Origin of the sequence: Leifsonia sp. Root4 (genome assembly GCF_001425085.1) — a bacterium.
In the GTDB taxonomy this organism is placed as follows: domain Bacteria; phylum Actinomycetota; class Actinomycetes; order Actinomycetales; family Microbacteriaceae; genus Microterricola.
Genome location: NZ_LMDN01000001.1, coordinates 160,604 through 185,652, shown reverse-complemented (window position 1 = coordinate 185,652; position 25,049 = coordinate 160,604). Strand labels below are relative to the sequence as shown.

Genomic DNA, 25,049 nt, shown 5'->3' with positions numbered 1-25,049 from the left:
ACGCCACCGCACGTTTTTGCGGTGGCGCGAATGTGAATAGAGGAGGCCGGCAAATGGACATCGACCTCAGCGTCCTGCGTCAGATGGAACGCGAGAAGGAAATCCCCTTCGACGAGCTCGTGCAGATTATCGAGCAGGCGATCCTGACTGCATATCTCAAGCACGTCAACCCCGAGTCGCACGGACACGTCGAGCCTCAGGGTGTGCGCGTCGAGCTGAACCGTAAGACCGGCCACATCGCGGTCATGGTTCCGGAGCTCGACGAAGAAGGCAACATCATCGGCGAGGCCGAAGATGTGCCCAGTGACTTCGGCCGCATCGCGGCTTTCGCCGCCAAGCAGGTCATCAACCAGCGCCTGCGCGACCTGGCCGACGACGCCGTGCTCGGTGAGTTCCGCGGACGCGAGGGCGACATCATCGCCGGCGTGATCCAGCAGGGACCGAACCCGCGCATGATCCACGTCGACCTCGGTACGATCGAGGCCATCCTCCCCCCGGAGGAGCAGGTTCCCGGCGAGGAGTACAAGCACGGTTCGCGTATCCGCGTCTTCGTGACCAGCGTCGCCAAGGGTGCGAAGGGGCCGCAGATCACCGTCTCGCGCACCCACCCCTCGCTCGTGCGCAAGCTCTTCGCGCTCGAGGTTCCCGAGATCGCCAATGGCGTCGTCGAGATCGTGTCGCTCGCCCGTGAGGCCGGCCACCGCACCAAGATCGCCGTGCGCGCGACCGAGCCCGGCGTGAACGCCAAGGGCGCATGCATCGGTGAACTCGGACAGCGCGTGCGCGCCGTCACCGCCGAGCTCAACAACGAGAAGATCGACATCGTCGACTACTCGGCCGATCTGCCGACGTTCGTTGCCAGTGCACTGTCGCCCGCCAAGGTGACCAGCGCGTTCGTGATCGACGAGGCGACGAAGGCCGTTCGCGCCCTCGTTCCCGACTACCAGCTGTCGCTGGCGATCGGCAAGGAAGGCCAGAACGCCCGCCTGGCCGCAAAGCTGACAGGCGCGAAAATCGACATCCAGCCGGATTCGATTCTCGAAGACGACTGAGCAAGGATGTCGATTTTCGCGTAAGGCGGCAGCCTGCGACGCGCCAGCGTCGCTAAACCAAGGAATCCTCTGAACCGCACCGATAGGAGCCACCGGAGGATCAACTGGCGAAGCCCAGTGCCGAAGCCAGCGCTTCGGCACTGGGCCTGCCGCCTTCCGTCGGTCGGCCCGATGAGACAGTGAGTGCTAAGATGGAACCCGTTAGAACGTGCGTCGCTTGCCGTTCACGCGCTCCGAAATCCTCGCTTCTGAGGGTTGTCGCCCGGGAATCAGAACTTGTTGTCGATGACAACGCTTCTCTGCCCGGGAGGGGTGCGTGGCTGCATCCGACGATCGAGTGCTATCGCATGGCAGTGCAACGTCGTGCCTTCGGGCGGGCGCTGCGTGTCACAACGGCACTCGACACGATCACCTTAGAGAACAGGCTGAATGGCACCGTGAGCATCTAATGAGTAACAACTAATGAGCGGCTCAAAATGAGTCCCGTCCGTTACTAACGGTCTGCCCCTTTCCGGGTGCAGGCCCGGAACAGGAGAATTGTGGCTGCAAATCCACGCGTACATGAGATCGCTACCGAGCTCAATGTCGACACAAAAGCTGCCCTTGACAAGCTCAAAGAAATGGGCGAATACGTCAAGGGACCGTCTTCAAGCATCGCGCCGCCCGTCGCGCGCCGCTTGAAGGCAGCCCTCGAGGCCGCCGGCCTCGTCGGAACCGCAACGCACGCTCCGGCCAAGCCGGCCGCTGCAGCCAAGCCGGCGCCCAAGGCTCCGACCCCCGCTGCCCCGGCGGCACCGGTCGCCCCGGCGGAGCCCGAGGCGGAGAAGGCTCCGGCCGCTCCGATGCCGAGCGCCCCGCTGACCGTCGCCGAGCGTCAGGCTGCTGCCGAGAAGGCCGCAGCCGACAAGGCTGCTGCCGAGAAGGCCGCCGCTGAGAAGGCGACGAGCGAGAAGGCAGAGGCTGCTCCGGCCGCCGCTGCCGAGTCGAAGGATGCCGCAGCGGCAGCCCCGGCTCCGACCCCGGCAGAGGCCGGCTCGTCGATCCCGCGTCCCGGCGCCCCGCGTCCGGGTGCCCCGGCTCCGCGCCCGGGCAACAACCCCTTCGCTTCCAACCAGGGCATGGGACAGCGTCCCGCCAACCCGCGCCCGGGTAACAACCCGTTCGCGAGTGCACAGGGCATGGGCCAGCGCCCAGCCAGCCCGGGCAATATCCCGCGTCCGGCCGCTCCTCGTCCCGGCGCCCCGCGTCCGGGCGGACCCGGCATGGGTCAGCGCCCGGCCGGCTTCGGTCAGCGCCCCGGCTTCCAGCAGCGCCCCGGTGCTGCCGGTGGAGCACGTCCGGCCGGTGGTGGTTTCCAGCGTCCAGGCGGTGGAACCGGTGGAGCTCCCGGCGCAGGCGGCGGCTTCGCTCCTCGCCCCGGTGGTGGAGCCGGCGGCCGTGGCCGTGGACCCGGCGGTGGTACCGCTGGTGCCTTCGGTCGTGGTGGCGGCAAGAGCAAGGCTCGCAAGTCCAAGCGGACGAAGAGGGCCGAATTCGAGATGAGAGAGGCTCCGTCGCTTGGTGGCGTGAGCGTTCCTCGTGGCAATGGCAGCACGATTGTGCGCCTGCGTCGCGGCGCATCGATCTCCGACTTCGCCGACAAGATTGACGCCAACCCCGGTTCGCTCGTGACCGTGCTGTTCCACCTCGGTGAGATGGCAACGGCCACGGAGTCCCTCGACGAGGCCACCTTCCAGGTGCTCGGAGAAGAGCTCGGCTTCAAGATCCAGATCGTGTCGCCGGAAGAGGAAGACCGCGAGCTTCTCGAAGGCTTCGGCATGGACCTCGACCAGGAGCTCGAGGACGAGACGGATGAGGATCTCGAGATCCGTCCGCCCGTCGTCACCGTCATGGGTCACGTCGACCACGGTAAGACCCGACTGCTCGACGCCATCCGCAAGGCGAACGTCGTCGAGGGTGAAGCCGGTGGCATCACCCAGCACATCGGTGCCTACCAGGTGTGGACAGAGCACGAAGGCCACGAGCGCGCCATCACCTTCATTGACACCCCTGGTCACGAGGCGTTCACCGCCATGCGTGCACGTGGTGCTCAGGTGACCGACATGGCGATCCTCGTTGTCGCAGCGGATGACGGCATCATGCCGCAAACCATTGAGGCGCTCAACCACGCCCAGGCTGCCAACGTGCCGATCGTCGTCGCGGTCAACAAGGTGGACAAGCCCGACGCCAACCCGGCCAAGGTTCGTCAGCAGCTCACCGAGTTCGGCCTCGTCGCCGAAGAATACGGTGGAGACGTCATCTTCGTCGACGTGTCGGCTCGCGACGGTCTCGGCATCCAGAACCTGCTCGACGCCGTTCTGCTCACCGCAGACGCCGGCCTCGACCTGCGTGCGAACCCGAACAAGGACGCCCGCGGTGTGGCCATCGAGGCCAAGCTCGACAAGGGTCGCGGTGCAGTTGCAACCGTGCTCATCCAGTCGGGAACGCTGCGCGTCGGTGACTCCATCGTCGCCGGCACCGCCTATGGCCGCGTGCGTGCCATGGCCGATGAGGACGGCCTTGCCGTGCTCGAGGCCTTCCCGTCGCGCCCCGTTCAGGTGCAGGGTCTCTCCAGCGTTCCGCGCGCCGGTGACACCTTCATCGTGACGGATGACGACCGCATGGCCCGTCAGATCGCCGAGAAGCGTGAAGCAGCAGAGCGCAACGCTCAGCTGGCCAAGGCTCGCAAGCGCATCTCGCTCGAAGACTTCACCCGTGCACTCGAAGAGGGCAAGGTCGAGTCGCTCAACCTCATCATCAAGGGTGACGTTTCTGGTGCCGTCGAGGCCCTCGAAGAGTCGCTGCTCAAGATCGAGGTCGATGACAGCGTGCAGCTGCGCATCATCCACCGCGGTGTCGGTGCGATCACCGAGTCGGACGTCAACCTGGCGACCATTGACAACGCGATCATCGTCGGCTTCAACGTCCGCCCCGACACGAAGGCGCGCGAGCGTGCCGCTCGTGAAGGCGTCGACGTGCGCTTCTACTCGGTCATCTACAACGCGATCGATGAGATTGAGGATTCCCTCAAGGGCATGCTCAAGCCGGAGTACGAAGAGGTCCAGTCGGGCGTCGCCGAGATCCGCGAGGTGTTCCGTTCCTCCAAGTTCGGCAACATCGCCGGTGTCATCGTGCGCTCGGGAACGATCACGCGAAACGCCAAGGCGCGCGTCATCCGCGACGGCATCGTCGTTGGCGACAACCTCGCCATCGAGTCGCTGCGTCGCTTCAAGGATGACGTCACCGAGGTTCGTACGGACTTCGAGGCCGGTATCGGCCTCGGCAAGTTCAACGACATCCAGATCGGTGACGAGATCGAGACGATCGAACTCAAGGAGAAGCCCCGCGCCTAGTCCGAGGCTCGGAGCTCCGCTCTAAAACAATGGCCGAGTCAGACATTCTCTGGCTCGGCCATTGCCAGTTTTTTGCAGTGAATGCACCACTTGTTCACGCTGTTCCCACTGAGAGGAAAACCACCATGGTTGATCAGGCACGCGCCAAGAAAATGGCCGACCGTATCCAGGTGATCATCGCGAAGCGCCTCGAGCGCGGCATCCGCGACCCACGCATCGGATTCGTCACCATCACCGACGTTCAGATGACCGGCGACCTGCAGCACGCCACCGTCTACTACACCGTCTACGGCACCGATGAGGAGCGCGCGGACACCGCAGCCGCCCTCAGGGCCGCCACCGGCATGTTCCGTAGCGAGGTCGGCAAGAACCTCACCGCGCGGCTCACGCCGTCGCTCGAGTTCCTGCTCGACGGCATCCCGGAGAACGCCGCGCACATCGACGGCCTGTTGCGCGAGGCGCAGCAGCGCGACACCGAGGTGGCGGGCCTCGCCGCGCAGGCGCAGTACGCCGGCGACGAGGATCCCTACGTCAAGCCGCGCGACCTCGAGGACGACGAGGATGAGAGCGACGACACGGCTGACGTCGCGAGCGACAACGAGGCCGACGCGCGCTGAGGCGTGCGGATGCACTGATTCGCACCGCCGAGGGCGGCCACCTGCTGAACGCTGGTGGCCGCCCTCGTGTGTGCGCGACGCGAAGCGTCGCGAAAGGCGGAAGCCCCACGCCAGGTAACTTCGGGAACCGCCACCGAGGCTGGTGTAGCTTCGCTCCGCGACGCAACGGGGGTAGACAAGGTGGGCTAGGCTCGATCGCGGAGCGACCGCCTGTCCAGGGGGATTTGCAGCATCGCCGCTCCGATCACACACGAGTTTGGGGTTCCCGTGCGCGCATCAACGTCGCTGTCCTTTGTGTCTCTTGCCATGATTTCCATGCTGGCGCTGAGCGGCTGTGCCGCCGCCGGTTCCGGTGGGGGCGGTGAGCTCAGCTACGAGGACAGCCCTCTCGGCATGTACACCACCGCGCTCTACGGCGACATCGACCAGGAGAAGTTCGAGGCCCAGCAGGCCGAGGTCGAGGAGCTCGTCGCCGCCTGCATGAAGGAGGAGGGGTTCGAGTACCTCCCCAACACGCAGAACGGCGGGGGCGTTGTGATGAGCTCCGACGACATGGAAGACCGCGAGACGGAGGAATGGGTCGCCAGCAACGGCTACGGCATGATCCAGTCCGCCGAGCAGATGGCCGAGCAGCAGGCCCAGTCCGAAGAGTTCGTCGACCCGAATGCCGAGTACACGGCATCGCTCTCCGAGAGCGAGCAGGCCGCCTTCTACGAGACGCTGTACGGCCCAGGCCCCAGCGAGGAGGAGATGGAGGCGATGGAGGCCGGCGACGGCAGCTATGAGTACAACTGGGAGACCGCCGGTTGCCAGGGCGCCGCGCAGAACGAGGTGCAGGGTGGCGCTCAGGACGCGTACAACGATCCGAAGTTCGCCGGGCTGTTCGAGAAGATGAACGAGCTCTACACCAAGGCCATGGAGCAGCCCGCAGTCAAGGAACTCGATGCGAAGTGGGCCGATTGCATGGCGGATGCCGGCTACTCGGAGTTCACGAGCAAGAGCGAGGCGATGATGTCGATCTCCGATGCGCAGAACGAGTTCTACGAGAACCAGGAGTTTGACGAGACCGGCGTGCCGATCGCGCCGGACGAGGCGGCGATGGAGGAACTGCGGCAGAAGGAGATCGACGTTGCTCTCGCCGACTTCCGCTGCTCCGAGAAGCTCGACTACATGCAGAAGAGCCTCGAAGCCCAGTTCGCGCTCGAGACCCAGTTCGTCGAAGACAACAAGTCTGAGCTCGACGCGTTGCTGGCCGAGTACGCGACGGGTAAGTAAGCGATGCTGCGCGGCCGGAAGAAGAGCGCCCAGCCTGACGCCCAGCCTGACGCCCAGCCTGGTGCGGAGCAGACGGTTTCGTCGGAGGCTGCGTCCGAGGTGGACGCGATCCTGCAGGGCGATGCCGGTGCCGGTGATGACGCCGCGCCGGAGCGGGTGAAGCCGGATCCGGCCGTCGCGGGATGGCGCAGAGTGCTGCACGGGAATCGTGCGCTGTGGGTGCTCGCGGCCGTCGCGATCGTCTCGCTCGTCGCCGGTGTCGCGCTCAGCGCCGTGATCGTCTCGCCGGGGCAGGCCGCGGCCGACGCGAAACCGCCGGAGCCCGGTCTGATCACCGTGCCCGTCGAGCTGCGCACCCTCTCCAACGACGTCACGCTGCGCGGCGATGTCGTCTACGCCGATTCCGTGGACGTCACCCTGGAGGCAGGGGACCGCACCGGCCCCGCCGTCGTCACCGGTCGAGTGCCGGAGGCCGGAGCAACGTTCGGGCCGGCATCCGTCGCCCTCGAGGTTGCCGGTCGTCCGGTGATCGTGCTGCCGGGCGATCTCCCCGTCTATCGCACGCTCAGGCTCGGTCTGGCCGGTCCCGACGTCAACCAGCTCAAGGAATCGTTGCGCTCGCTCGGCATCGATCCGGGCGGCTCGGAGACCTTCGACGCGGCGACGGCGGCGGCTGTCGCCGAGCTCTACGCACGCGTCGGCTACCCGGCGCCGCAGCCGGCCGATGGCACCGACGACGCCGTGCGCGGCGCGCGTGACGGAGTCCGCTCGGCCGAAGCCGGCGTGGCCAGCGCGCAGCGGGAGCTCGCGAACGCCGGCTCCGGTCCGTCAGAGGCGGAGCGGGTCGCGCTCGACAATGACATCCGTGCAGCGGAGCGCGCACTCGTGACGGCGAAGGAAGACGCGAAGAAGCCACCTGTGGCTGGTGAACCGCAGAACCCGAACGCGGTTGCCGATGCCGAGGACGCCGTGCGCCTCGCCTATGCGAAGCGGGACGTCGCACTCGCCGCGCCGGACACGGGCTCCCAGGCATCCGCCGTCGACTTCGCCCAGCGTGCACTCGCCGATGCGCAGGAGGCGTTGGCCGCGGCGGAGGAGGGCACACTCACCTTCCTTCCCGCCAGCGAGGTGCTCTACCTCTCCGGGCTGCCCCGCCGCGTCGACGAGGTGATGGCCAAGCGTGGCACCGTCGCGCAGTCGGCCGTGATGCGGGTCTCCGGAGCCGAGCTCATCGTCGCGGCATCCGCTGCCGAGAGCGACGCGAAACTGCTGACCGTCGGCGACACGGCGACGGTCGCGGTCGGCGACGACGGCTCGCTCAGCGCGACCGTCACCGCGCTCGCGCCCCGCAAGGCCACGGGCAAGGAGGCGGGAGTTCGCTACGACGTCACGCTGGCGCTCGTGGACCCGACACCGGAGCAGGTGCAGTCGCTGCAGGGCCAGAACGTGCGGATCGCGATCCCCATCGGCGCGACCGCCGGTGAGGTCCTCGCCGTTCCCGCCGCGGCACTGACCGCAGGCGCCGGCGGAGAGTCGCGGGTCGAGGTGGTCGTGCCAGGCGAGGAGGACACCAAGCTCGTCGACGTCACCACCGGGCTTGCCGCAGAGGGGTTCGTCGAGATCAGCGGCGACATCGCCGAGGGCGAACAGGTCGTGGTCGGCCGATGACCGACACCGCCGCCAGCTCGTCCAGCGATTCCGTGGTCGAGCTGGTCGACGTGACCCGCTCATTCCCCGGCCCGCCGGAAGTTCAGGCGTTGAAGGGCGTCAATCTGGCCATCAACCGGGGCGACTACCTCTCGATCGTCGGGCCGAGCGGATCGGGGAAGTCGACGCTGCTCAACGTGCTCGGGCTGCTTGACCGACCGAGTGTCGGCGAGTTCCTGCTGGACGGCGTGCGCACCGGATCGCTGAGCGAAGACGAGCGCGCAGCCCTGCGCGGGCGCAGCATCGGCTTCGTCTTCCAGTCATTCCACCTCCTGCCGCGGCGGACGGTGCTCGACAATGTCCTCATCTCCACCCTGTACAGCGGAGTGCCCCGTGCCGAGAGGATGCCGCGCGCGCACGCCGCGCTCGAGCGCGTCGGCCTCGGCCACCGCCTCGGCTTCCTGCCGACGACGCTCTCCGGCGGTGAGCGTCAGCGCGTCGCGATCGCCCGCGCCGTCATCGCCCAGCCGCGCGTGCTGTTGGCCGATGAGCCGACGGGCAATCTCGATGCGAAGACCTCGCACGAGGTGATGGACCTGTTCGAGGAACTCAACGCCGACGGCCTGACGCTGGTCGTCATCACCCACGACAACGCCGTCGCGGAGCGCGCGCGCCGCGGCATCCGGATCGACGATGGCCGAGTGAGTGTGCTGCGATGAGCGGCTGGATCCGCGGCAGGCTGGCGTCGCTGACGCAACGGTTCCGCCGCCCGAAGGCCGCGCCGAACCCGATCAAGCGCGCTGACCGCTTCACCACCCAAGACCTCCTCGTCGAGGTGAGCCACGGCATCGGCGGGCACACGGGCCGCCTCGTGATGACGACGATGGGAACGGTGCTCGGCATCGCGTCGCTCGTCGTGACGATCGGTTTCGCTCAGACAGCGGCTGGGCAGATCTCCCGCCAGTTCGACTCGGTCTCAGCCACGCAGGTTCTGGTCACGCCGGGCAAGACCGGCTCGATGTTCGGCAACTCGAAGGCGAAGACCTCGCTGCCGTGGGACGCCCCTTTGCGCGTTGAACGCCTCGTCGGCGTTGAGCAGGCCGGCCTGGTCGGCGCCGTCGACGTCGCCGGTCAACGGATCACCTCGGTTCCGGTGAACGACCCGTCCGCCGCGCAGACGAGTGGGCCCGCCGTGCTCGCGGCAACGCCGGGGCTGCTTGACGCCGTGCGCGGCCGCATCGTCACCGGGCGGTTCTTCGACGCCGGCCACGACGAGCGCGCCGATCGCGTCGTCGTGCTCGGAGCGCGGGCCGCCGAGGAACTCGGCGTGAACCGCATCGACAGGCAACCGGCCATCTTCATCGGTGAACGCTCGTATACCGTGATCGGCATCGTCGACAAGATGGAGCGGCGCACCGACATGCTCGACGCCGTGATGGTGCCGGCAGGCACGGCCCGTGCCGACTTCGGCCTGCGTGCGGCCGAGGAGCTGCACGTGCGGATCGCGGTCGGTGCCGGTGGCGTCGTCGGCAAGCAGGCGCCGATCGCCCTTGACCCGAACACACCGGACAACTTCGAGGTCGTCGCTCCGCAGACGGGATCGGAGCTGCAGGAGAGCGTCCAGGCCGACGTCAACGTCGTGTTCCTGATCCTCGGATTGATCGCGCTCCTCGCCGGAGGTCTCGGCATCGCCAACGTCACGCTTCTCTCCGTCTCAGAACGTGTCGGCGAGATCGGCCTGCGCCGTGCCCTTGGAGCGACGCGGCGCGAGATCCGGGCACAGTTCACGGTGGAGTCCGTGGTGATCGGCCTTCTCGGCGGGCTGATCGGTGCGGCGCTCGGCGTCTTCGCGGTCGTCGGAGTCTCGCTCGTGCAGCAGTGGACACCCATCATCGACCTGCCGATGGTGCTCGGCTGTGCCGTGCTCGGCGCCGTCGTCGGCCTGGCGGCCGGCGCCTACCCAGCGGCGAAAGCCAGCAGGATCGAGCCGATCTCGGCACTGCGCCACGGCGTGTAACGCCGGACTAGTCCGACCCGATCCGGTGACACGCTCAGGGCTTCGGGGGCGGCCTCGTTCCTCGGCTGCTCCCTCAAGCCATCGTGCATGCCCATGCTGGCTCGAGCGAGCGGCGCCGCGACGAAGGAGCAGCGACGCACGCGAAGCCCTGAGCGGATCCGCCGACACCGCATCGGCGGCCTCCGCGCTGGTCGCGTAGCTCGACGCGCAGCGTCGCGAAAGGCGGCAGCCCCTCTTCGGCAACCCCGGGAACGGCCACCGATGCTGGTGCGGCTGCGGGCGCCCTGATCTGGTCAGGCGTTCAGGGCTTCGGTCGCTGGCGCTCCCTCAAGCCAGCGTGAGAATGCGCGTCGATTGAGCCTGCGGTGTGGGATGTGCGTGCACTTCGCACGCTGGCTCGAGCGAGCGGCGCCGCGACGAAGGAGCAGCGACGCACGCGAAGCCCCGAGCGGACCCGCCGGCACCGCATCCGCGACCTCCACGCTGGTCGCGTGGGCCGCCCGCGGCCGTATCGGGACCCGGGCAACCCCATCTGGTCAGGCGTTCAGGGCTTCGGTCGCTGGCGTTCCCGCAAGCCAGCGTGAGAATGCGCGTCGACTGAGCCTGCGGTGTGGGATGTGCGTCCGCTTCGCACGCTGGCTCGAGCGAGCGGCGCCGCGACGAAGGAGCAGCGACGCACGCGAAGCCCCGAGCGGATCCGCCGACACCGCATCCGCGACCTCCACGTTGGTCGAGTAGGCCGCCCGCGGCCGTATCGAGACCCGGGCAACCCCATCTGGTCAGGCGTTCAGGGCTTCGGTCGCTGGCGCTCCCGCAGTCGCCGTGGGTGCATCTACCCGTGCGGCAGCGTGTATCCACCCTCGGCGGATGCCACCGCCAGTCCGTCGGCGATCAGTCCGCGCAGTGCACGCTCGCGCTGTGCGGCATCCGGCCACACCGTGTCGATCTCGGTGGCCGTCACTGGCTTGTGTGCCGCACGCAGCTCCTTCATGATGAGCCCGCGCACCTGGCGATCGGAGCCCTCGAACTTCTTCTGCACGCTCTTGCGTGGGCCGAGGTAGGCGGGGGAGCCGGCCGCGATCCAGGCGCACTGATCGCGGATCGGGCAGTCGCCGCAGCGGGGCGTGCGCGCCACGCAGACCAGGGCGCCGAGCTCCATGATGCCGGCGTTGAAGTCGCGGGCGTCCTGGAGACTCTCAGGCAGCAGCTCCTCCATCGCCGCGAGGTCGCGGGTTCGGCTGGGCGGCGCTGGCTCGGCCTGGCCCTGCACGGCGCGGGCGATCACGCGCCGGGTGTTCGTGTCGACGACGGGATGCCGCATGCCATAGGCGAAGGCCGCAACCGCCCTGGCGGTGTAGTCGCCGACGCCGCTGAGGGCGAGAAGCTGGTCCACGTCGCTCGGCACGACGCCGCCGTGGCGCTCGGTGATCTCGACAGCCGCAGCGTGCAGCCAGAGTGCGCGGCGCGGGTAACCGAGGCTGGACCAGGCTCGCAGCGCCTCCGCCGGGGGAGCGGCGGCCAGATCCGCGGGTGTCGGCCAACGCTCCAGCCAGGCGTTCAGGTGCGGGATCACCCGGTTGACGGGCGTCTGCTGCAGCATGAACTCGCTCACCAGGGTGCCCCAGGCGCTGAAGCCGGACTCGCGCCACGGCAGAATGCGGCCGTTCTCGTGGAACCAGGCGACGATCGTCTCCGGAATGGCGGTTGCGGCGGCTGTCGTACTCATCGCTTCCAGCGTAGACGGCGCGGCATCGTCGGAGCCGGCATCGGGTTGGAGTCGGATGCGCCCGGCGTAGGCTCGAGGCATGGAACTCGTCCTCACCCCCCGCGTTCGCTTCCTCCGTGGCCTCGCCGATGAGATCATGCACAACTACGGGCACGGGCGCACGATCGTCGCGATCGACGGCGCGCTGCAGAGCGGCAAGACGGCGTTCGGTGACGATCTCGCCGCGGTGCTGGAGGAGCGCAATCACCCGGTGTTCCGGGCGAGTTTGGAGTGGTTCCACCGCTCGCGTGAGGAACAGGCGAAGTTCGGCGACGACACCGCGGAGCGCTACTACCGCTACGGCTTCGACTACTCGTTGTTGCGCCGGGTGCTCGTCGAGCCGTTCCGGCTGGGTGGCAGCACCGGATTCGTGACGAAGGCCTTCGACCCGAGACGCGGCATCCAGGTGCTGCCGAAGTGGGAGACGGGGCCCATCGACGCGACGCTGATCATCGACGGTCGCTTCATCAACCGCCCAGAGCTGCGCGGCCTCTGGAACTACAGCGTCTTCCTCGACAGCGCGCCGGTCGATGGGCCGGAGGGGGATGCCGACAGGCTCTACTTCGCCGAGGCCGCCCCGCGCACGCAGGCCACCGCGATCATCGATAACTCGACCCCGGCAACGCCCCGCCGCGTCTTCGCCGACAGCTGCTGACTGCAGGCCGTCCCGTAGCCGGTCCGCGGATGTGCGCCCTGATCGGGCGCCAAACCGTCCCGAATCGAGGCGATCCGGCTGCCGCCTCCGCGAACCGGCGACGGCTGCCGCGGTAGCGGGCCGAGGCTCGGGCCGCATGGGCAGCCGGGCGCTCAGCCGAACGCGTTGATGCGGCCGATCGCATGCGCGGGGGAGAGGAACTCGCCGCTCTGCTCGACCTCGTGCACGAGTGCCGTGATCGCGGCATTGACCGGGGTGGCGACGCCTGCGGCCAGGCCGGCACGTTCGACGGCGCCGTTCAAGTAGTCGATCTCGGTGCGCTGCCCGCGCCGGAGGCTCTGCTGCGTCGACCCGAGGTTCGGCACCTGGCCCATCCTGCGCTTCATCGACAGCGGCAGCAGCTGGCCGAGCCACGGCGGCATACGCGCGAAGAAGCGCAACCGTGCGTTGCTGAGCCGCTGCAGCGAGCCGAAGCGCACCCCGCTGGCCATGCCGACCTGCACGGCCTCGCGCATGCTGCGGGTCAGCGCCATCCTGAGCCCGCGGTGCGCGACGACCTCCTGCACGGTGAGGCCCGTGATGGCAGGCAGCCCGTTGAGCATGTTGACGATGAGCTTGGTCCACTGCGCCCCAACGAAGTTGTCCTGGGCTATGACGGGCGCGGCCTCGGCCAGCACGGCCCGCCAGCGGAGCGTCTCGGCGTCGGCAGGGCCGGTCCCGCGCCCGAGGTAACTGGGCGCAGCCGTCGTGACGCGCACCTCTCCAGGCGTCGTGTAGTTCGCCGCGATGATCACCAGCAGGCCGAAGCACTCCGAATTCGGCAGAACGCGCTGGGCGGTCTGCACTCCGTCCAGGCCGTTCTGCACGACGATCACCGGCACGCCGTCGAGCCCGTCGCCGCCGTCCAGCGCGGCAGCTCCCTCGAGCGCTGCGGCGTTCTGCAGCAGTGCGGCCTCGGCATCCTGCGCCTTCGTGCAGAGCAGCACCAGATCGGGGCGTGCGCTCAGGGTCTCGGATGCCGCAACGCGAGCGTTCGCCACGCCGAAGCCCCCGCTCAGGCGGATCCCGTGCACCCGGATCGCGCCGAGCTGCGCGCCGCGCGCGGTCACCTCGACCTCGTGGCCGGCTCTGCTGAGCAGCGCGGCAAAAGTACCGCCGAGGGCACCGGCCCCGATCACCGCAATTCTCATGGTTCGAGCGTAGAGGGTCGGCCCGGCACGGGGCCGCACGGGCGCGATGTTAGCCTTGGGTCGTGAGCAGCAGCGGCATCCTCCTTCTCGACAAGCCGCAGGGCTGGACCAGTCACGACGCCGTGGCCAGGACCAGGCGTCTCGCGGGAACCCGCAAGGTCGGCCACGCCGGCACGCTGGACCCGATGGCCACCGGCCTGCTCGTTCTCGGGGTCGAGAGCTCGACCCGCCTGCTCACCTATGTCGTCGGACTCGACAAGGAATACCTGGCGACGATCCGCCTCGGAGCCGCGAGCACCACCGATGACGCAGAGGGCGAACTGATCGGCGAGGTGCCTGCGGCCGGCGCAACCGCCATCGACCCGGCAGCGATCGCGGCGGGCATCGAAAGCCTGAGTGGCGACATCGAACAGGTGCCGAGCTCGGTCAGCGCCATCAAGGTCGACGGCAAGCGCGCGTACGCACTCGTGCGGGCCGGCGAAGAGGTGCAGCTGAAATCGCGCGCCGTCACGGTCTCCGAGTTCGAACTCCTCGGCAGCACCGCCGTCGACGGCTACCTCGACCTCGAGGTGCGCGTCGTCTGCTCCTCCGGCACCTACATCCGCGCCCTCGCCCGCGACCTCGGCGACGACCTCGGCGTCGGCGGCCACCTGACGGCCCTCCGACGCACCCGGATCGGGCCGTTCTCGGTGACGGATGCCGGCGAGCTCGACTCGGTCGACGTCGCCACCGCCCTGATCCCACCCGCCGACGCCGCGGCGCGGCTGTTCGAACGGCTCGAACTCAGCGAGCAGCAGGCCATCGACCTCGGCCACGGCAAGCGCATCGAGGTGGACGCAGCCCAGCGCGGCAGCACGCCGACGAGCGCGTTGCGCTCGGCGATCGCGCCGGACGGCCGCCTCGTCGGCCTCGTCGAACTGCGCGGAGCCGACGGTGGCGTCGGCAAGTCCGTCGTCAACTTCCCGAGCGATGCGGTGGCCGGCGCATGATCGAGTGGTTCACCTACCTGCAGATCGCCGTCGCCGTGATCGCCGGGCTGATCGCCATCGTGCGCGGCCTCGCGGGCAAAACTCCGAGCGACCTCGTGCTCGGCGCCCTCGGCGTCGTCGAGCTCCTCCTCATCGTGCAGCTGGTCATCTCGATCGTCGCCCCCCTCACCGGCAACGAGGCGTCGGGCAGCGTGCTCGAGTTCTACGTCTACCTGATCTCGGCCATGCTGCTGCCGATCGCCGCCGGATTCTGGGCGCTGATCGAGCGGAGCCGCTGGAGCACCGTCATCCTCGGCGTCGCCGCCCTCTCCGTGGCCGTGATGCTCTACCGGATGCTCCAGATCTGGACCGTCCAGGGTGTGTGACGCGGGGCGCTCCCACTCCTGCGATAATTGACGACTGTGACTGTTCAGCCCTCCTCCCGCCCCCGAGTCGGCCGCTCGAGCGGCGTCGGTCGACTTCTGATCACGGTCTACGCCATTCTGGCCCTGGGCGCGGCGGGGCGCTCGGTCGTGCAGATCATCGAACGCTTCGACACCGCGCCGTTGGCGTTCACGCTCTCGGCGATCGCGGCACTGGTCTACATCGTCGCGACAATCGCCCTGATCGCGCCCGGCCCGGTGTGGAACCGGGTGGCGTGGATCGCGATCGGCTTCGAGGCCGTCGGCGTCATCGTCGTCGGTGCGCTCAGCATCGCGATGCCAGAACTCTTCCCCGAGGCCACCGTGTGGTCGGTCTTCGGCAAGGGCTACCTCTTCATTCCGCTGGTGCTGCCCTGGCTCGGCCTGTGGTGGCTGGCCAGCGTCCGTGCGTCGGAACGCGTCGCCGCGACATCCGGGGCCGTGTGATGCGGATCTTCTCCGGTGTCGAGCAGGTGCCTGCCGACTGGGCGCGCTCGGCGGTGAGCATCGGCAAGTTCGACGGTGTGCACGCCGGGCACCGCGCGCTGATCGACGCCATGCTGCTGGCGGCGGATGCCGAGGCGCTCGCCTCGGTCGTCGTCACCTTCGACCGCAACCCGCTCGCGCTGCTCGCACCGGACGACTGCCCGACGGCGCTCGTCAGCATCAGGCAGAAGCTCGATCTGCTGGCCGGGACGGGTGTCGACGCGACCCTGCTGCTCAGCTTCGACGAGGCGCTGGCCTCGCTTCCGGCCGAGGACTTCGTGCGCCTCATCCTCGTCGACACGCTGCATGCCGCACGCGTGCTCATCGGCCATGACTTCCGTTTCGGGGCGAAGGGTGCGGGCAACGCCGCGCTGCTCTGCAGCATGGGCGCCGAGCTCGGCTTCACCGTCGACGTCATCGACGACGTGCACCCCGACGGCGACCGGCGCATCTCCTCCACCTGGATCCGCGAGCTCCTCGACAGCGGCGACGTCGCCGGGGCCTCCCGCTTGCTCGGACACGTTCCGACGGTGCGCGGCGAGGTCGTGCACGGAGCGGCACGCGGGCGCGAGCTCGGGTATCCGACCGCGAACCTCGCCGCCGAATCCGAGGGCCTCATTCCGGCCGACGGCGTGTACGCCGGGTGGCTCGTCGACGACGGTGTGCGGTTCCCCGCCGCGATCTCGGTCGGCAACAACCCGACATTCGAGGGCGTGCCGCACAAGCAGGTCGAGGCCTACGTGATCGACGAAGACCTCGACCTCTACGGGCACTGCGTCGAGGTCGAATTCGCGGAGCGCATCCGGGGCATGGTCGCGTTCACCGGCATCGAGCCGCTGATCGAGCAGATCGGCGACGACGTCGAGAAGGCGCGCGCGCTCCTCGCCGTAGCCTGAGCCGGCCGCTCTATCCAGCGCTCAGGCGCCGGGGACGCGGTGCGCGCGCCCGAACAGGAACAGCAGGATCGACTCGGCGTCCGACTCGAGCACCGGGCCGAAGCCGATGCTCCACTCCGCGTCTGCGGCTCGCAGGCGGTGGCCACGGGCCGCCGCCTTCACCGCGTAGGGCGCGCGCTGAAACTGGTAGAGCGCGACGGCGCCGGAGGCGGTCGGGCTGAGTCCAAGCGCGATGCCGTGCGGGCTCGCGATGTCGAGTGTGGCGCACACGGCTGCCGCCAGTTCGGCGACACGGGCATGGCCGGGCGCGGCGGCCAGTGCACGCAGCTCCGCGACGGTCGTCTCCGGGGAGCGCGCTGGGCTCTCCCGCACGCGGAGCTCCAGAGCCCGCGCGGCACGGATCGGCGTGCGCAGCAGCTGGCGGCGGAGTGCGGCGCGGCGGAGCGGCGCCGGGGTCTGCAGGCGCCAGAGCAGCACAGTGGTCGTCTCGGCCGCGGAGCAGCCGGGGCGGGCGCTCTGTGCGTGCCAGTCGGCGGCCGGCATCCGCTCGATGACGGCGGCCAGGCGCGTGAGCACGGCGCTCAGCTCCGCGGATCGGTCGGCGCTCAGCTGCGACTCGTCGCCGCGCTCACGCTGGCTCAGCGGAAGGTGCTTGGCGAGATCGCTCATGCCAGCAAGCCTAGACTTCATAGGTGACCGATCAAGCCGCCCGACCTCTCTGGGCGGGGCGAACTCTCGCACTGCTCGGCATCCTGCTCGTCGCCCTGAATCTGCGCACCGCCGTCGCGGCGCTCTCACCGATCGCCGCCGAGATCACGCAGGACATCCCGCTCTCGCCGATCGCCCTCGGCGTTCTCGGCATGCTGCCGCCGGTGTGCTTCGCGCTGTTCGGCATCTTCTCGCCCGTCTTCACCCGCCGCTTCGGCCTCGAGCCGGTGCTCATCGCCGCGCTCATCGCGATCGTCGTCGGCCACACGCTGCGGGGCCTCTCCGTCTCGCTGCCGATGCTGTTGCTCGGCAGCGCCATCACCTTCGCCGGTCTCGGCGTCGGCAATGTGCTGTTGCCGCCGCTGGTGAAGAAGTACTTCCCCGACCGCGTCGGCCTCATGACGACGCTCTACGCCACCGCGCTCTCGGTGGGAACCTTCATCCCGCCGCTCCTCGCCGTCCCCGTTGCGGATGCCGCCGGCTGGCAGTTCTCGCTCGGCATGTGGGCGATCTTCGGAATTCTCGCACTGCTGCCATGGGTGACGCTCATGATCGGGCACCGCACGCGCGGAGTCGAGCTGCCGGAGGAGGCACGGCCCGAACTCCTGGTGCGCGTCTGGCGGTCATCGCTCGGCTGGTCGCTCGCGGTCGTCTTCGCCACCTCATCGCTCAACGCCTACGCGATGTTCGCCTGGTTGCCCGGCCTGCTCGTCGACACCGCAGGGCAGACGCCGGCGGAGGCCGGAGCGATGCTCTCGCTCTACGCCGCGATGGGGCTGCCGGCCGCGCTGGTGATCCCGGTGCTCGCGGCGAGGCTCCGCCACATCGGGGTGCTCGTGTACATCGGCGTCGCGTTCTTCATCGTGGGCTACCTCGGACTGTTGCTCGTTCCGGCCGAACTCACCTGGTTGTGGGTGGCGCTGGCCGGCTGCGGGCCACTGATCTTCCCGCTCTCGCTGGTGCTCATCAACCTCCGCACGCGCACCCACGAGGGTTCCGTCGCGCTCAGCGGCTTCATCCAGGGCGTCGGCTACACGATCGGCGCATTCGGCCCGCTGTTGGTCGGTGTGTTCCACGAGCTGAGCTCCGGGTGGAGCCTGCCGCTGCTCTTCCTCATCGCGACGGCCGTGGTCTGCGCCTTCGCCGGCTCCGTCGTCGCGCGCCCGCACATGCTGGAAGACGGCCCGGCCCGGCACTAGCCGGCGGGACCACGGGGCTAGCCGACGAGGGCGGCGCGGTGGATCAGCGCGGCGGCACCGATCAGGGGGCCGTCGCCGGAGAGCCCAGATGGCACGATCAGCACCCGTGTGACGTAACCGAACTCGACGCGTTCGGCCACGGCGGCCCTGGCGTGCTCGAACAGCAGCGGGCTCACGTGTGAGAAGCCGCCGCCGATCGCGACCACGTCGAGGTCGACCAGGCTCGCGGCCGAGGCGATCGCGCGCCCGAGGGCGCGGCCGGCACGCTCGACGGCGCGCACGGCGATCGGGTCCCCGGCCAGCACGGCCGCTCCGAGCTCTTCGCCGGTGCTGCCGCTCCAACCCTGGGCGTTGGCCCATTCGACCGTGCGGGGGCCGGATGCCACGGCCTCCAGGCAGCCGAGACCGCCGCAGTGGCAGAGTTCGTCGTGCCCGCCGATCTCGACGTGGCCGATGTGGCCGGCGTTGCCGCTCGGCCCCGGCACCGTCTGGCCGCCGAGCACGAGACCGCCGCCGACACCGGTCGAGACGATCATGCCCATCACGTTGTCGTGGCCCTGACCGGCGCCGACCCAGTGCTCGGCGAGCGTGATGCAGAGGCCGTCCATGCGCAGGGTCACCGGGATGCCGGGCAGCACGGGGTGCACGGTGTCGACGACGAGCTGGCGCAGCGGGTAGTCCCGCCACACCGGAAGGTTCAGGGGGGACACCCGCCCGCCGCCGAGGTTGATCGGGCCGGCCGCGCCGATGCCGACGCCACGCACCTGGGCCGGGTCGAATGCGGCATCCGGCCCGCTGAGCATGCCGAGCACGCCACGGATCGCGGAGCGCACGCTCTCTGCAAGCTCCTCTGCGCTCTGCCCGCGCCCGGTGGGGAAGCGGTGCCGGCTCGAGGGAAGCACGGTGCCGTGTTCGTCAACGAGCGCGGCTTCGACCTTGGTGCCGCCGATGTCAATGGCAATGGCGAGTGATGCAGGCATGCATCGAGCATAGGGCGCGTGAGGTGGGTGGGAGGGCTGCGCGGTCGCGGCATCCGCCCTGCTCATATGAGCAGAAAGGGCTACGAGTGTTGCGATGCGCGGGGCGAGCGGCCTACTCTGGAAGAGAGGAAAGGCGAGTGATGGTCGAGAGCGACGAACTGTTGTCGATCCGTGCTGCGGAGCTCTACTACGAAGAGAACAAGACGCAGGACGAGATCGGTTCGATACTGCGTTTGACGCGCTGGAAGGTCGGGCGGCTGCTCGCCCAGGCCAAGGCCAACGGCTTCATCCGCATCGAGATCGTTCACCCCCGCGCCCGCCGGCTCCCCGTCGAACGGAAGCTCCGCGAGAAGCTCGGGCTGAAGGATGCCGTCGTCGTGTCCTCCGCCGGTGTCGCCGACGATGACGAACTGCAGTCGCGCACGGCGCAGGCCGCTGCCGACTACCTCACCTCACTGCGCCCGATCCCGCGCACCCTCGGCCTCAGCTGGGGCCGCACACTGCACGACGTGTCGATCCATCTCAAGCAGGGCTGGGCTCCCGGCGTCAACGTCGTGCAGATCAACGGCGGCGTCAGCCTGAACCGGCGCGCAGGAACGGCCGCGACGACCGCCGTCACGATCGCCAGCAAGGCCAGCGGCCAGGCGACGCTGCTGCCGAGCCCGGCCATCCTCGAGCGCATCGAGACCAAGCGGGCCATCGAGGCCGACCGATCGGTCGCCGCCGTGCTCGAGCTGGCGGGAACGGCCAACGCCTACCTGTTCAGCGCCGGAGCGGCCGACCAGAACTCCGTACACGTCGACAGCGGCTACATAACGGCGGAGAATGTCACCGAGCTCGTGCGCAAGGGGGCGGTCGGAGACGTCATCGGCCGTTACATCGACAGCAACGGCAACATCGTCGACCCAGCGCTCGATGACCGCACCGTCGGGCTCCGGCTCGATGATCTGCGCAACGCCGCGTTGACCATCGCGGTCATCTCCGGATCGGCCAAACACGCCGTCGCCGGGGCCGTCGTGAGCAGCGGGCTCTGCAAGGTCCTCGTGACAGACGAGGACACGGCGAACGCCCTCCTCGGCCAGTAGGCCACCCCGACCCACACGTTCAACACCCCAGAACACAACCGCCCAAACAGTGAGGACACCTCGTGACAGGCACCCAGATCATTCCCACCGAACGCGCGCTCGCGCTCATCGGCGGTGAACCCAGCGACGCGAATCTGCGCCGCTACCTCCACGGCATCGCCGGAGTCGACGCCGTCGGGCTCGAGCAGCGCGCTGCCGCACTCGGCACGCGCTCGATCAAGACCACGTCCAAGGCGTGGGCGCTCGACACCATCATCAAGCTCATCGACCTGACGACCCTTGAGGGCGCAGACACCCCGGGCAAGGTGCGCTCGCTCGTCGCGAAGGCGATGACACCGGATGCCGGCGACCCCTCCTGCCCGCGCGTCGCGGCCGTCTGCGTCTACGGCGACATGGTGCCGTACGCCGTCGAGGCACTCGGCGCAGCCCACGGCGACCCGGACAATGGCGGCATCAGCATCGCCGCCGTCGCAACCGCGTTCCCGAGCGGCCGGGCCTCGCGCTCGATCAAGCTCGAGGACACGGCCGACGCCGTGCGCGCCGGAGCCGACGAGATCGACATGGTCATCGACCGCGGCGCCTTCCTCTCCGGTCGCTACGGCCTCGTCTACGACGAGATCGTCGCGGTCAAGGAGGCGTGCAAGCGCCCGGACGGCAGCTACGCCCACCTCAAGGTGATCCTGGAGACCGGCGAGCTCAACACCTACGACAACGTTCGCCGCGCCTCCTGGCTGGCGATCCTCGCCGGAGCCGACTTCATCAAGACCTCGACGGGCAAGGTGGCCCCGGCCGCCACCCTCCCCGTCACCCTGCTGATGCTTGAGGTCGTGCGCGACTGGTACCGCCTCACGGGCGAGAAGGTCGGCGTCAAGCCGGCCGGCGGCATCCGCTCGTCCAAGGACGCCATCAAGTATGTGGTGACCGTGGCGGAGACCGTCGGCGAGGAGTGGCTCACCCCGCACCTGTTCCGTTTCGGAGCCTCCAGCCTGCTGAACGACGTGCTGATGCAGCGACAGAAGATGGCGAGCGGTCACTACTCCGGCGCCGACTACGTGACGATCGACTAACCCCGCTGATTGAGCTTGTCGAAATCAAGGAAGAGACACAAATAATGAGTTTTCTCGAATACGCACCTGCTCCAGAGTCGCAGGCGATCCTGCACCTGAAGAGCGACTACGGCCTGTTCATCGACGGCGAGTTCGTCGAGGGGCGCGGCACTCCCTTCCAGACCATCTCCCCGGCCACCGAGAAGCACATCGCGACCATCGCGCACGCTTCCGAGGCGGATGTCGACCTGGCCGTCGCGGCCGCCCGCCGCGCCTACGACACGACGTGGTCGCGGATGTCCGGCAGCGACAGGGGTAAGTACCTCTTCCGCATCGCCCGTCTCGTGCAGGAGCGCGCCCGTGAGCTCGCCGTCGCCGAGACCCTCGACAATGGCAAGCCGATCAAGGAGAGCCGCGACGTCGACGTTCCCCTCGTCGCCGCCTGGTTCTTCTACTACGCCGGCTGGGCCGACAAGCTCGACCACGCCGGACTCGGCGCCAACCCGGCATCCCTCGGCGTCGCCGCCCAGGTGATCCCGTGGAACTTCCCGCTGCTGATGCTCGCGTGGAAGATCGCCCCGGCGCTCGCCGCAGGCAACACCGTCGTGATCAAGCCGGCCGAGACCACCTCGCTCTCCGCGATGATCTTCGCCGAGATCCTGCAGCAGGCAGACCTCCCGCCCGGAGTGGTCAACATCATCACCGGAGCAGGCGAGACCGGCTCGGCGCTGGTGAACCACGGCGACGTCAACAAGGTCGCGTTCACCGGCTCAACCGCCGTCGGCCGCATGATCGCCCGCTCCACGGCGGGCACCGACAAGAAGCTCACGCTCGAGCTCGGCGGCAAGGCCGCGAACATCGTCTTCGACGACGCTCCGATCGACCAGGCCATCGAGGGCATCGTCAACGGCATCTTCTTCAACCAGGGGCACGTCTGCTGCGCAGGCAGCCGCCTGCTCGTGCAGGAGAACATCCACGATGAGGTCGTCGACCGGCTGAAGGCGCGACTCTCGACGCTGCGCCTCGGCGATCCGCTCGACAAGAACACCGACATCGGCGCCATCAACAGCCGCGAGCAGCTGGAGCGCATCCGCGAGCTCAGTGACATCGGTGAGGCAGAGGGCGCAGAGCGCTGGACCGCCGACTGCGCGATCCCGGAGAACGGTTTCTGGTTCGCCCCGACGATCTTCACCAACGTCGCGACGAGCAACCGCATCGCCCGCGACGAGGTGTTCGGCCCCGTGCTCTCCGTGTTGACGTTCCGCACGCCGGCCGAGGCGATCGCCAAGGCCAACAACACACCGTATGGCCTCTCCGCCGGCATCTGGACCGACAAGGGCAGCCGCATCCTGGCCGTGGCCGACAAGCTGCGCGCCGGCGTCATCTGGGCGAACACCTTCAACCGTTTCGACCCGGCCAGCCCCTTCGGCGGCTACAAGGAGTCCGGCTACGGCCGCGAGGGCGGCCGTCACGGTCTCGCCGCGTACCTGAAGCCGGCCTCCAGCACCGCTGCACCGGCCAAGGGCGTCAGAGCCGTGACCACCAGTGCAGCCTCCACCCCTGCCGTTACCCCCAAGGCCAAGACCGCAAAGAAGGCCAGCAAATGACCCGCCTCGCCGTTCCCAAGACCTACAAGCTCTACATCGGCGGCAAGTTCCCGCGCAGTGAGTCCGGCCGCACCTATGAGGTGCTCTCGGCCGGTGGCGAGTTCCTCGCCAACGCCGCACTCGCCAGCCGCAAGGATGCCCGCGACGCCGTCGTGGCAGCCCGCTCGGCCGTCGGCGGCTGGGCCGGCGCGACCGGGTACAACCGCGGACAGGTGCTCTACCGCATCGCCGAACTCCTCGAGGGTCGCCGTGCGCAGTTCGTCGCCGAGATCCGCGACGCCGAGGGCGTCACCGCGGCCGCGGCATCCGCCCAGGTCGACGAGGCGATCGACCGCTGGGTCTGGTACGCCGGCTGGGCAGACAAGTACGTGCAGGTCGCCGGCAACGCCAACGCCGTCTCCGGCCCGTACTTCAACATCTCGGTGCCGGAGCCGACCGGCGTCGTCGCGATCATCGCGCCGCAGGACAGCTCGCTGCTCGGCCTCGTCTCGGCCGTCGCGCCGGCTCTCGTAGCAGGCAACAGCGTCGTCGTCGTGGCGAGCGAGAAGCTGCCCCTGGCCGCGATCAGCCTGAGCGAGGTGCTCGCAACGAGCGATGTCCCCGGCGGCGTCGTGAACATCCTCACCGGTTCGCCCGCCGAGATCGCGCCGTGGCTCGCCAGCCACGCCGACGTCAACGCGATCGACCTGGTCGGTGGAGGGGACCTCGACTGGATCTCGCTGCAGGTCGCGGCCGCCGACACGCTGAAGCGGGTCTTCACCCCGGAGAATGGCGCGGATGCCGCAGCGCCGACGCTTGGCCGCATCACCGGTTTCACCGAGACCAAGACCGTCTGGCACACCAAGGGCCTGATCTAGCCTCCGCTCGCCGAGCTCGCCGAGCTCGCCGAGCTCGCCGAGCTCGCCGAGATCGCTGAGCTCGCCGCGCTGGTTGAGCTTGCCCCGTTGGTTGAGCTTGCCCCGTTGGTTGAGCTTGTCGAAACCCCGGCCGCCGACACCCCTTCTGGGGCGTCGGCGGCCATTCTTTTATGTAACGAAAAGGTAACGGCTGCGCTAGTGTTTCGACTATCAGACCGCGCAATGGGGCGCGGAACGGTCGAAAGGTCACCACGTGAAAGCTCGGGTAGCAGCGATCCTCGCCACCGCCACGTCGCTTGCCCTGCTCAACAGCCTGGTCCTCACGCCAGGTGCGTCGGATGTGTTCGCCTCCGACGTTTTCGGCTCGCTTCGGCTGCCGGGGGATGCGGCTTTCATCGCCGGCCACCGTGGCGACCGCTCTGTCGCTCCCGAGAACACGATCGAGGCCTTTACCGCGGCGTTCGAGAACCCGTCGATGCAATTCGTCGAGACGGATGTGCAGCTCAGCCGGGACGGCGTTCCGATGCTGTTCCATGACACGACGCTCAAGCGCGTGGCCGGCTCGCCCGAGCGCGTCGCCGATCTGAGCGTGACCGAGCTGAAGAAGCTCGACGTCGGCGCCTTCTACGGCGAGGACTTCATCGACACGCGGATGCCGAGCCTTGACGAGTTCCTGGAGCTCGCCGGCGGCTACGACAAGCGGCTGCTCATCGAGTTGAAGGCCGACTGGTCTCCGGAGGAGCTGGCGATCGTGGTGGATGCGGTCGAACGCTCCGGCGTCGGATCGCGCGTGCTGCTGCAGAGCTTCAGCATCGAGACGTTGCAGAACCTGCAGAGGGCCGCCCCCAAGCAGCCCAGGATGCTGTTGATCCGGGAGCTGCCCGCCGACCCCGTTCCCATGGCGCTGCGACTCGGAGTTCTCGCGCTCGGCACGACGGCGCAGTCGGTGACCGCGGCGCCGCAGGCGTTGCAGCGCCTGCACGAGGTCGGGATCGGTGTGGTCTGTTACACGCTCAACTCGGAGCGGAGCTGGGCAGAGGTGCAGGCGCTCGGTGTCGACGGCATCATCACAGACACCCCGAGCGACCTCGACGGCTGGCTCGCCGACAACGCCCCCGGCACCTGAGCGCCGCCCCGTCGATACTCACGCTGGCTCGAGGCACTAGGCCGCGACCGAAGCCGAGT

23 protein-coding genes are annotated in these 25,049 nt (G+C 68.7%); 19 read left to right on the top strand and 4 right to left on the bottom strand.

Annotation, left to right across the window (positions count from 1 at the left end; translation table 11 throughout):
• Positions 1–53 precede the first annotated feature (53 nt).
• From nusA to ASC66_RS00825, 8 genes are all read left to right on the top strand, one after another.
• On the top strand, positions 54–1,052 hold the full coding sequence (nusA, locus tag ASC66_RS00855) for a transcription termination factor NusA (RefSeq protein WP_055833407.1): 999 nt from the start codon (positions 54–56) through the stop codon (positions 1,050–1,052).
• A 191-nt stretch (positions 1,053–1,243) separates the two neighbouring features.
• Positions 1,244–1,501 (top strand): YlxR family protein, encoded by a 258-nt coding sequence (locus ASC66_RS17715; protein ID WP_082491918.1) that lies wholly within the window; start codon positions 1,244–1,246, stop codon positions 1,499–1,501.
• 90 nt (positions 1,502–1,591) lie between these two features.
• Complete coding sequence (infB, locus tag ASC66_RS00850; protein WP_055833402.1) at positions 1,592–4,444, top strand: translation initiation factor IF-2; 2,853 nt, start codon at positions 1,592–1,594, stop codon at positions 4,442–4,444.
• A gap of 125 nt (positions 4,445–4,569) precedes the next feature.
• Entirely contained in the window at positions 4,570–5,061 is a 492-nt protein-coding gene (rbfA, locus tag ASC66_RS00845) for a 30S ribosome-binding factor RbfA (RefSeq protein ID WP_055833400.1), read from the top strand.
• Positions 5,062–5,367: 306 nt separating this feature from the next.
• Positions 5,368–6,336 (top strand): hypothetical protein, encoded by a 969-nt coding sequence (locus ASC66_RS00840; protein ID WP_235496619.1) that lies wholly within the window; start codon positions 5,368–5,370, stop codon positions 6,334–6,336.
• A 99-nt stretch (positions 6,337–6,435) separates the two neighbouring features.
• Positions 6,436–8,004 (top strand): efflux RND transporter periplasmic adaptor subunit, encoded by a 1,569-nt coding sequence (locus ASC66_RS00835; RefSeq protein ID WP_235496617.1) that lies wholly within the window; start codon positions 6,436–6,438, stop codon positions 8,002–8,004.
• Positions 8,001–8,702: an ABC transporter ATP-binding protein gene (locus ASC66_RS00830; RefSeq protein WP_055833393.1), complete on the top strand. Its 702-nt coding sequence runs from the start codon at positions 8,001–8,003 to the stop codon at positions 8,700–8,702. The genes ASC66_RS00835 and ASC66_RS00830 overlap by 4 nt, the downstream gene beginning before the upstream one ends.
• Positions 8,699–10,000, top strand: a complete 1,302-nt coding sequence (locus ASC66_RS00825; protein ID WP_082491916.1) for an ABC transporter permease — start codon at positions 8,699–8,701, stop codon at positions 9,998–10,000. Before ASC66_RS00830 ends, ASC66_RS00825 begins: the two co-directional genes overlap by 4 nt.
• A gap of 832 nt (positions 10,001–10,832) precedes the next feature.
• Here ASC66_RS00825 and ASC66_RS00820 read toward each other — a convergent pair.
• On the bottom strand, positions 10,833–11,726 hold the full coding sequence (locus tag ASC66_RS00820; protein WP_055833392.1) for an iron-sulfur binding domain-containing protein: 894 nt from the start codon (positions 11,724–11,726) through the stop codon (positions 10,833–10,835).
• Positions 11,727–11,805: 79 nt separating this feature from the next.
• On the opposite strand from ASC66_RS00820, the gene ASC66_RS00815 reads away from it, so the two are divergent.
• Positions 11,806–12,420, top strand: a complete 615-nt coding sequence (locus ASC66_RS00815; RefSeq protein WP_055833388.1) for a nucleoside/nucleotide kinase family protein — start codon at positions 11,806–11,808, stop codon at positions 12,418–12,420.
• Between the two features lie 152 nt (positions 12,421–12,572).
• Here ASC66_RS00815 and ASC66_RS00810 read toward each other — a convergent pair whose 3' ends face one another.
• Entirely contained in the window at positions 12,573–13,610 is a 1,038-nt protein-coding gene (locus ASC66_RS00810; RefSeq protein WP_055833385.1) for a ketopantoate reductase family protein, read from the bottom strand.
• Positions 13,611–13,672: 62 nt separating this feature from the next.
• Here ASC66_RS00810 and truB point away from each other — a divergent pair, with 62 nt between their 5' ends.
• The 4 genes from truB to ASC66_RS00790 are packed head-to-tail and all read left to right on the top strand — an operon-like array spanning position 13,673 to position 16,382.
• Positions 13,673–14,599, top strand: coding sequence for a tRNA pseudouridine(55) synthase TruB (truB, locus tag ASC66_RS00805; RefSeq protein WP_055833383.1), 927 nt, complete (start codon positions 13,673–13,675; stop codon positions 14,597–14,599).
• Positions 14,596–14,964 carry a hypothetical protein gene (locus ASC66_RS00800; protein WP_055833380.1) on the top strand — a complete coding sequence of 123 codons (369 nt, stop codon included), beginning with the start codon at positions 14,596–14,598 and terminating at the stop codon, positions 14,962–14,964. Before truB ends, ASC66_RS00800 begins: the two co-directional genes overlap by 4 nt.
• 36 nt (positions 14,965–15,000) lie before the next feature.
• Positions 15,001–15,447 (top strand): hypothetical protein, encoded by a 447-nt coding sequence (locus tag ASC66_RS00795; protein ID WP_235496616.1) that lies wholly within the window; start codon positions 15,001–15,003, stop codon positions 15,445–15,447.
• On the top strand, positions 15,447–16,382 hold the full coding sequence (locus tag ASC66_RS00790) for a bifunctional riboflavin kinase/FAD synthetase (protein ID WP_055833374.1): 936 nt from the start codon (positions 15,447–15,449) through the stop codon (positions 16,380–16,382). Before ASC66_RS00795 ends, ASC66_RS00790 begins: the two co-directional genes overlap by 1 nt.
• Positions 16,383–16,403: 21 nt before the next feature.
• Here ASC66_RS00790 and ASC66_RS00785 read toward each other — a convergent pair whose 3' ends face one another.
• Complete coding sequence (locus ASC66_RS00785; RefSeq protein ID WP_055833371.1) at positions 16,404–17,051, bottom strand: hypothetical protein; 648 nt, start codon at positions 17,049–17,051, stop codon at positions 16,404–16,406.
• 23 nt (positions 17,052–17,074) lie between these two features.
• On the opposite strand from ASC66_RS00785, the gene ASC66_RS00780 reads away from it, so the two are divergent.
• On the top strand, positions 17,075–18,289 hold the full coding sequence (locus ASC66_RS00780) for an MFS transporter (RefSeq protein ID WP_055833369.1): 1,215 nt from the start codon (positions 17,075–17,077) through the stop codon (positions 18,287–18,289).
• 17 nt (positions 18,290–18,306) lie between these two features.
• On the opposite strand, the gene ASC66_RS00775 is transcribed toward ASC66_RS00780, so the two are convergent.
• A complete protein-coding gene (locus ASC66_RS00775) occupies positions 18,307–19,269 on the bottom strand; it encodes an ROK family protein (protein WP_055833366.1) in 963 nt (320 codons plus the stop codon).
• A gap of 140 nt (positions 19,270–19,409) precedes the next feature.
• Here ASC66_RS00775 and ASC66_RS00770 point away from each other — a divergent pair, with 140 nt between their 5' ends.
• The 5 genes from ASC66_RS00770 (at position 19,410) to ASC66_RS00750 (ending at position 24,990) form a co-directional block, all read left to right on the top strand.
• Positions 19,410–20,354 (top strand): sugar-binding transcriptional regulator, encoded by a 945-nt coding sequence (locus tag ASC66_RS00770; protein ID WP_055833363.1) that lies wholly within the window; start codon positions 19,410–19,412, stop codon positions 20,352–20,354.
• A gap of 77 nt (positions 20,355–20,431) precedes the next feature.
• Positions 20,432–21,421: a deoxyribose-phosphate aldolase gene (deoC, locus tag ASC66_RS00765; RefSeq protein WP_502691570.1), complete on the top strand. Its 990-nt coding sequence runs from the start codon at positions 20,432–20,434 to the stop codon at positions 21,419–21,421.
• 44 nt (positions 21,422–21,465) lie between these two features.
• On the top strand, positions 21,466–23,007 hold the full coding sequence (locus ASC66_RS00760) for an aldehyde dehydrogenase family protein (protein WP_082491915.1): 1,542 nt from the start codon (positions 21,466–21,468) through the stop codon (positions 23,005–23,007).
• Positions 23,004–23,864, top strand: coding sequence for an aldehyde dehydrogenase family protein (locus tag ASC66_RS00755; protein ID WP_055833358.1), 861 nt, complete (start codon positions 23,004–23,006; stop codon positions 23,862–23,864). The genes ASC66_RS00760 and ASC66_RS00755 overlap by 4 nt, the downstream gene beginning before the upstream one ends.
• Before the next feature lie 253 nt (positions 23,865–24,117).
• Positions 24,118–24,990, top strand: a complete 873-nt coding sequence (locus ASC66_RS00750) for a glycerophosphodiester phosphodiesterase (RefSeq protein WP_055833356.1) — start codon at positions 24,118–24,120, stop codon at positions 24,988–24,990.
• Positions 24,991–25,049 lie beyond the last annotated feature (59 nt).

Excerpts from the sequence above, each read along its gene's own strand:
- nusA (WP_055833407.1), top strand. The coding sequence starts at position 54 with ATGGACATCGACCTCAGCGTCCTGCGTCAGATGGAACGCGAGAAGGAA.
- ASC66_RS17715 (WP_082491918.1), top strand. The coding sequence starts at position 1,244 with ATGGAACCCGTTAGAACGTGCGTCGCTTGCCGTTCACGCGCTCCGAAA.
- rbfA (WP_055833400.1), top strand. The coding sequence starts at position 4,570 with ATGGTTGATCAGGCACGCGCCAAGAAAATGGCCGACCGTATCCAGGTG.
- ASC66_RS00840 (WP_235496619.1), top strand. The coding sequence starts at position 5,368 with ATGATTTCCATGCTGGCGCTGAGCGGCTGTGCCGCCGCCGGTTCCGGT.
- ASC66_RS00830 (WP_055833393.1), top strand. The coding sequence starts at position 8,001 with ATGACCGACACCGCCGCCAGCTCGTCCAGCGATTCCGTGGTCGAGCTG.
- ASC66_RS00825 (WP_082491916.1), top strand. The coding sequence starts at position 8,699 with ATGAGCGGCTGGATCCGCGGCAGGCTGGCGTCGCTGACGCAACGGTTC.
- ASC66_RS00820 (WP_055833392.1), bottom strand. The coding sequence starts at position 11,726 with ATGAGTACGACAGCCGCCGCAACCGCCATTCCGGAGACGATCGTCGCC.
- ASC66_RS00815 (WP_055833388.1), top strand. The coding sequence starts at position 11,806 with ATGGAACTCGTCCTCACCCCCCGCGTTCGCTTCCTCCGTGGCCTCGCC.
- ASC66_RS00810 (WP_055833385.1), bottom strand. The coding sequence starts at position 13,610 with ATGAGAATTGCGGTGATCGGGGCCGGTGCCCTCGGCGGTACTTTTGCC.
- ASC66_RS00800 (WP_055833380.1), top strand. The coding sequence starts at position 14,596 with ATGATCGAGTGGTTCACCTACCTGCAGATCGCCGTCGCCGTGATCGCC.
- ASC66_RS00790 (WP_055833374.1), top strand. The coding sequence starts at position 15,447 with ATGCGGATCTTCTCCGGTGTCGAGCAGGTGCCTGCCGACTGGGCGCGC.
- ASC66_RS00785 (WP_055833371.1), bottom strand. The coding sequence starts at position 17,051 with ATGAGCGATCTCGCCAAGCACCTTCCGCTGAGCCAGCGTGAGCGCGGC.
- ASC66_RS00775 (WP_055833366.1), bottom strand. The coding sequence starts at position 19,269 with ATGCCTGCATCACTCGCCATTGCCATTGACATCGGCGGCACCAAGGTC.
- ASC66_RS00770 (WP_055833363.1), top strand. The coding sequence starts at position 19,410 with ATGGTCGAGAGCGACGAACTGTTGTCGATCCGTGCTGCGGAGCTCTAC.
- ASC66_RS00760 (WP_082491915.1), top strand. The coding sequence starts at position 21,466 with ATGAGTTTTCTCGAATACGCACCTGCTCCAGAGTCGCAGGCGATCCTG.
- ASC66_RS00755 (WP_055833358.1), top strand. The coding sequence starts at position 23,004 with ATGACCCGCCTCGCCGTTCCCAAGACCTACAAGCTCTACATCGGCGGC.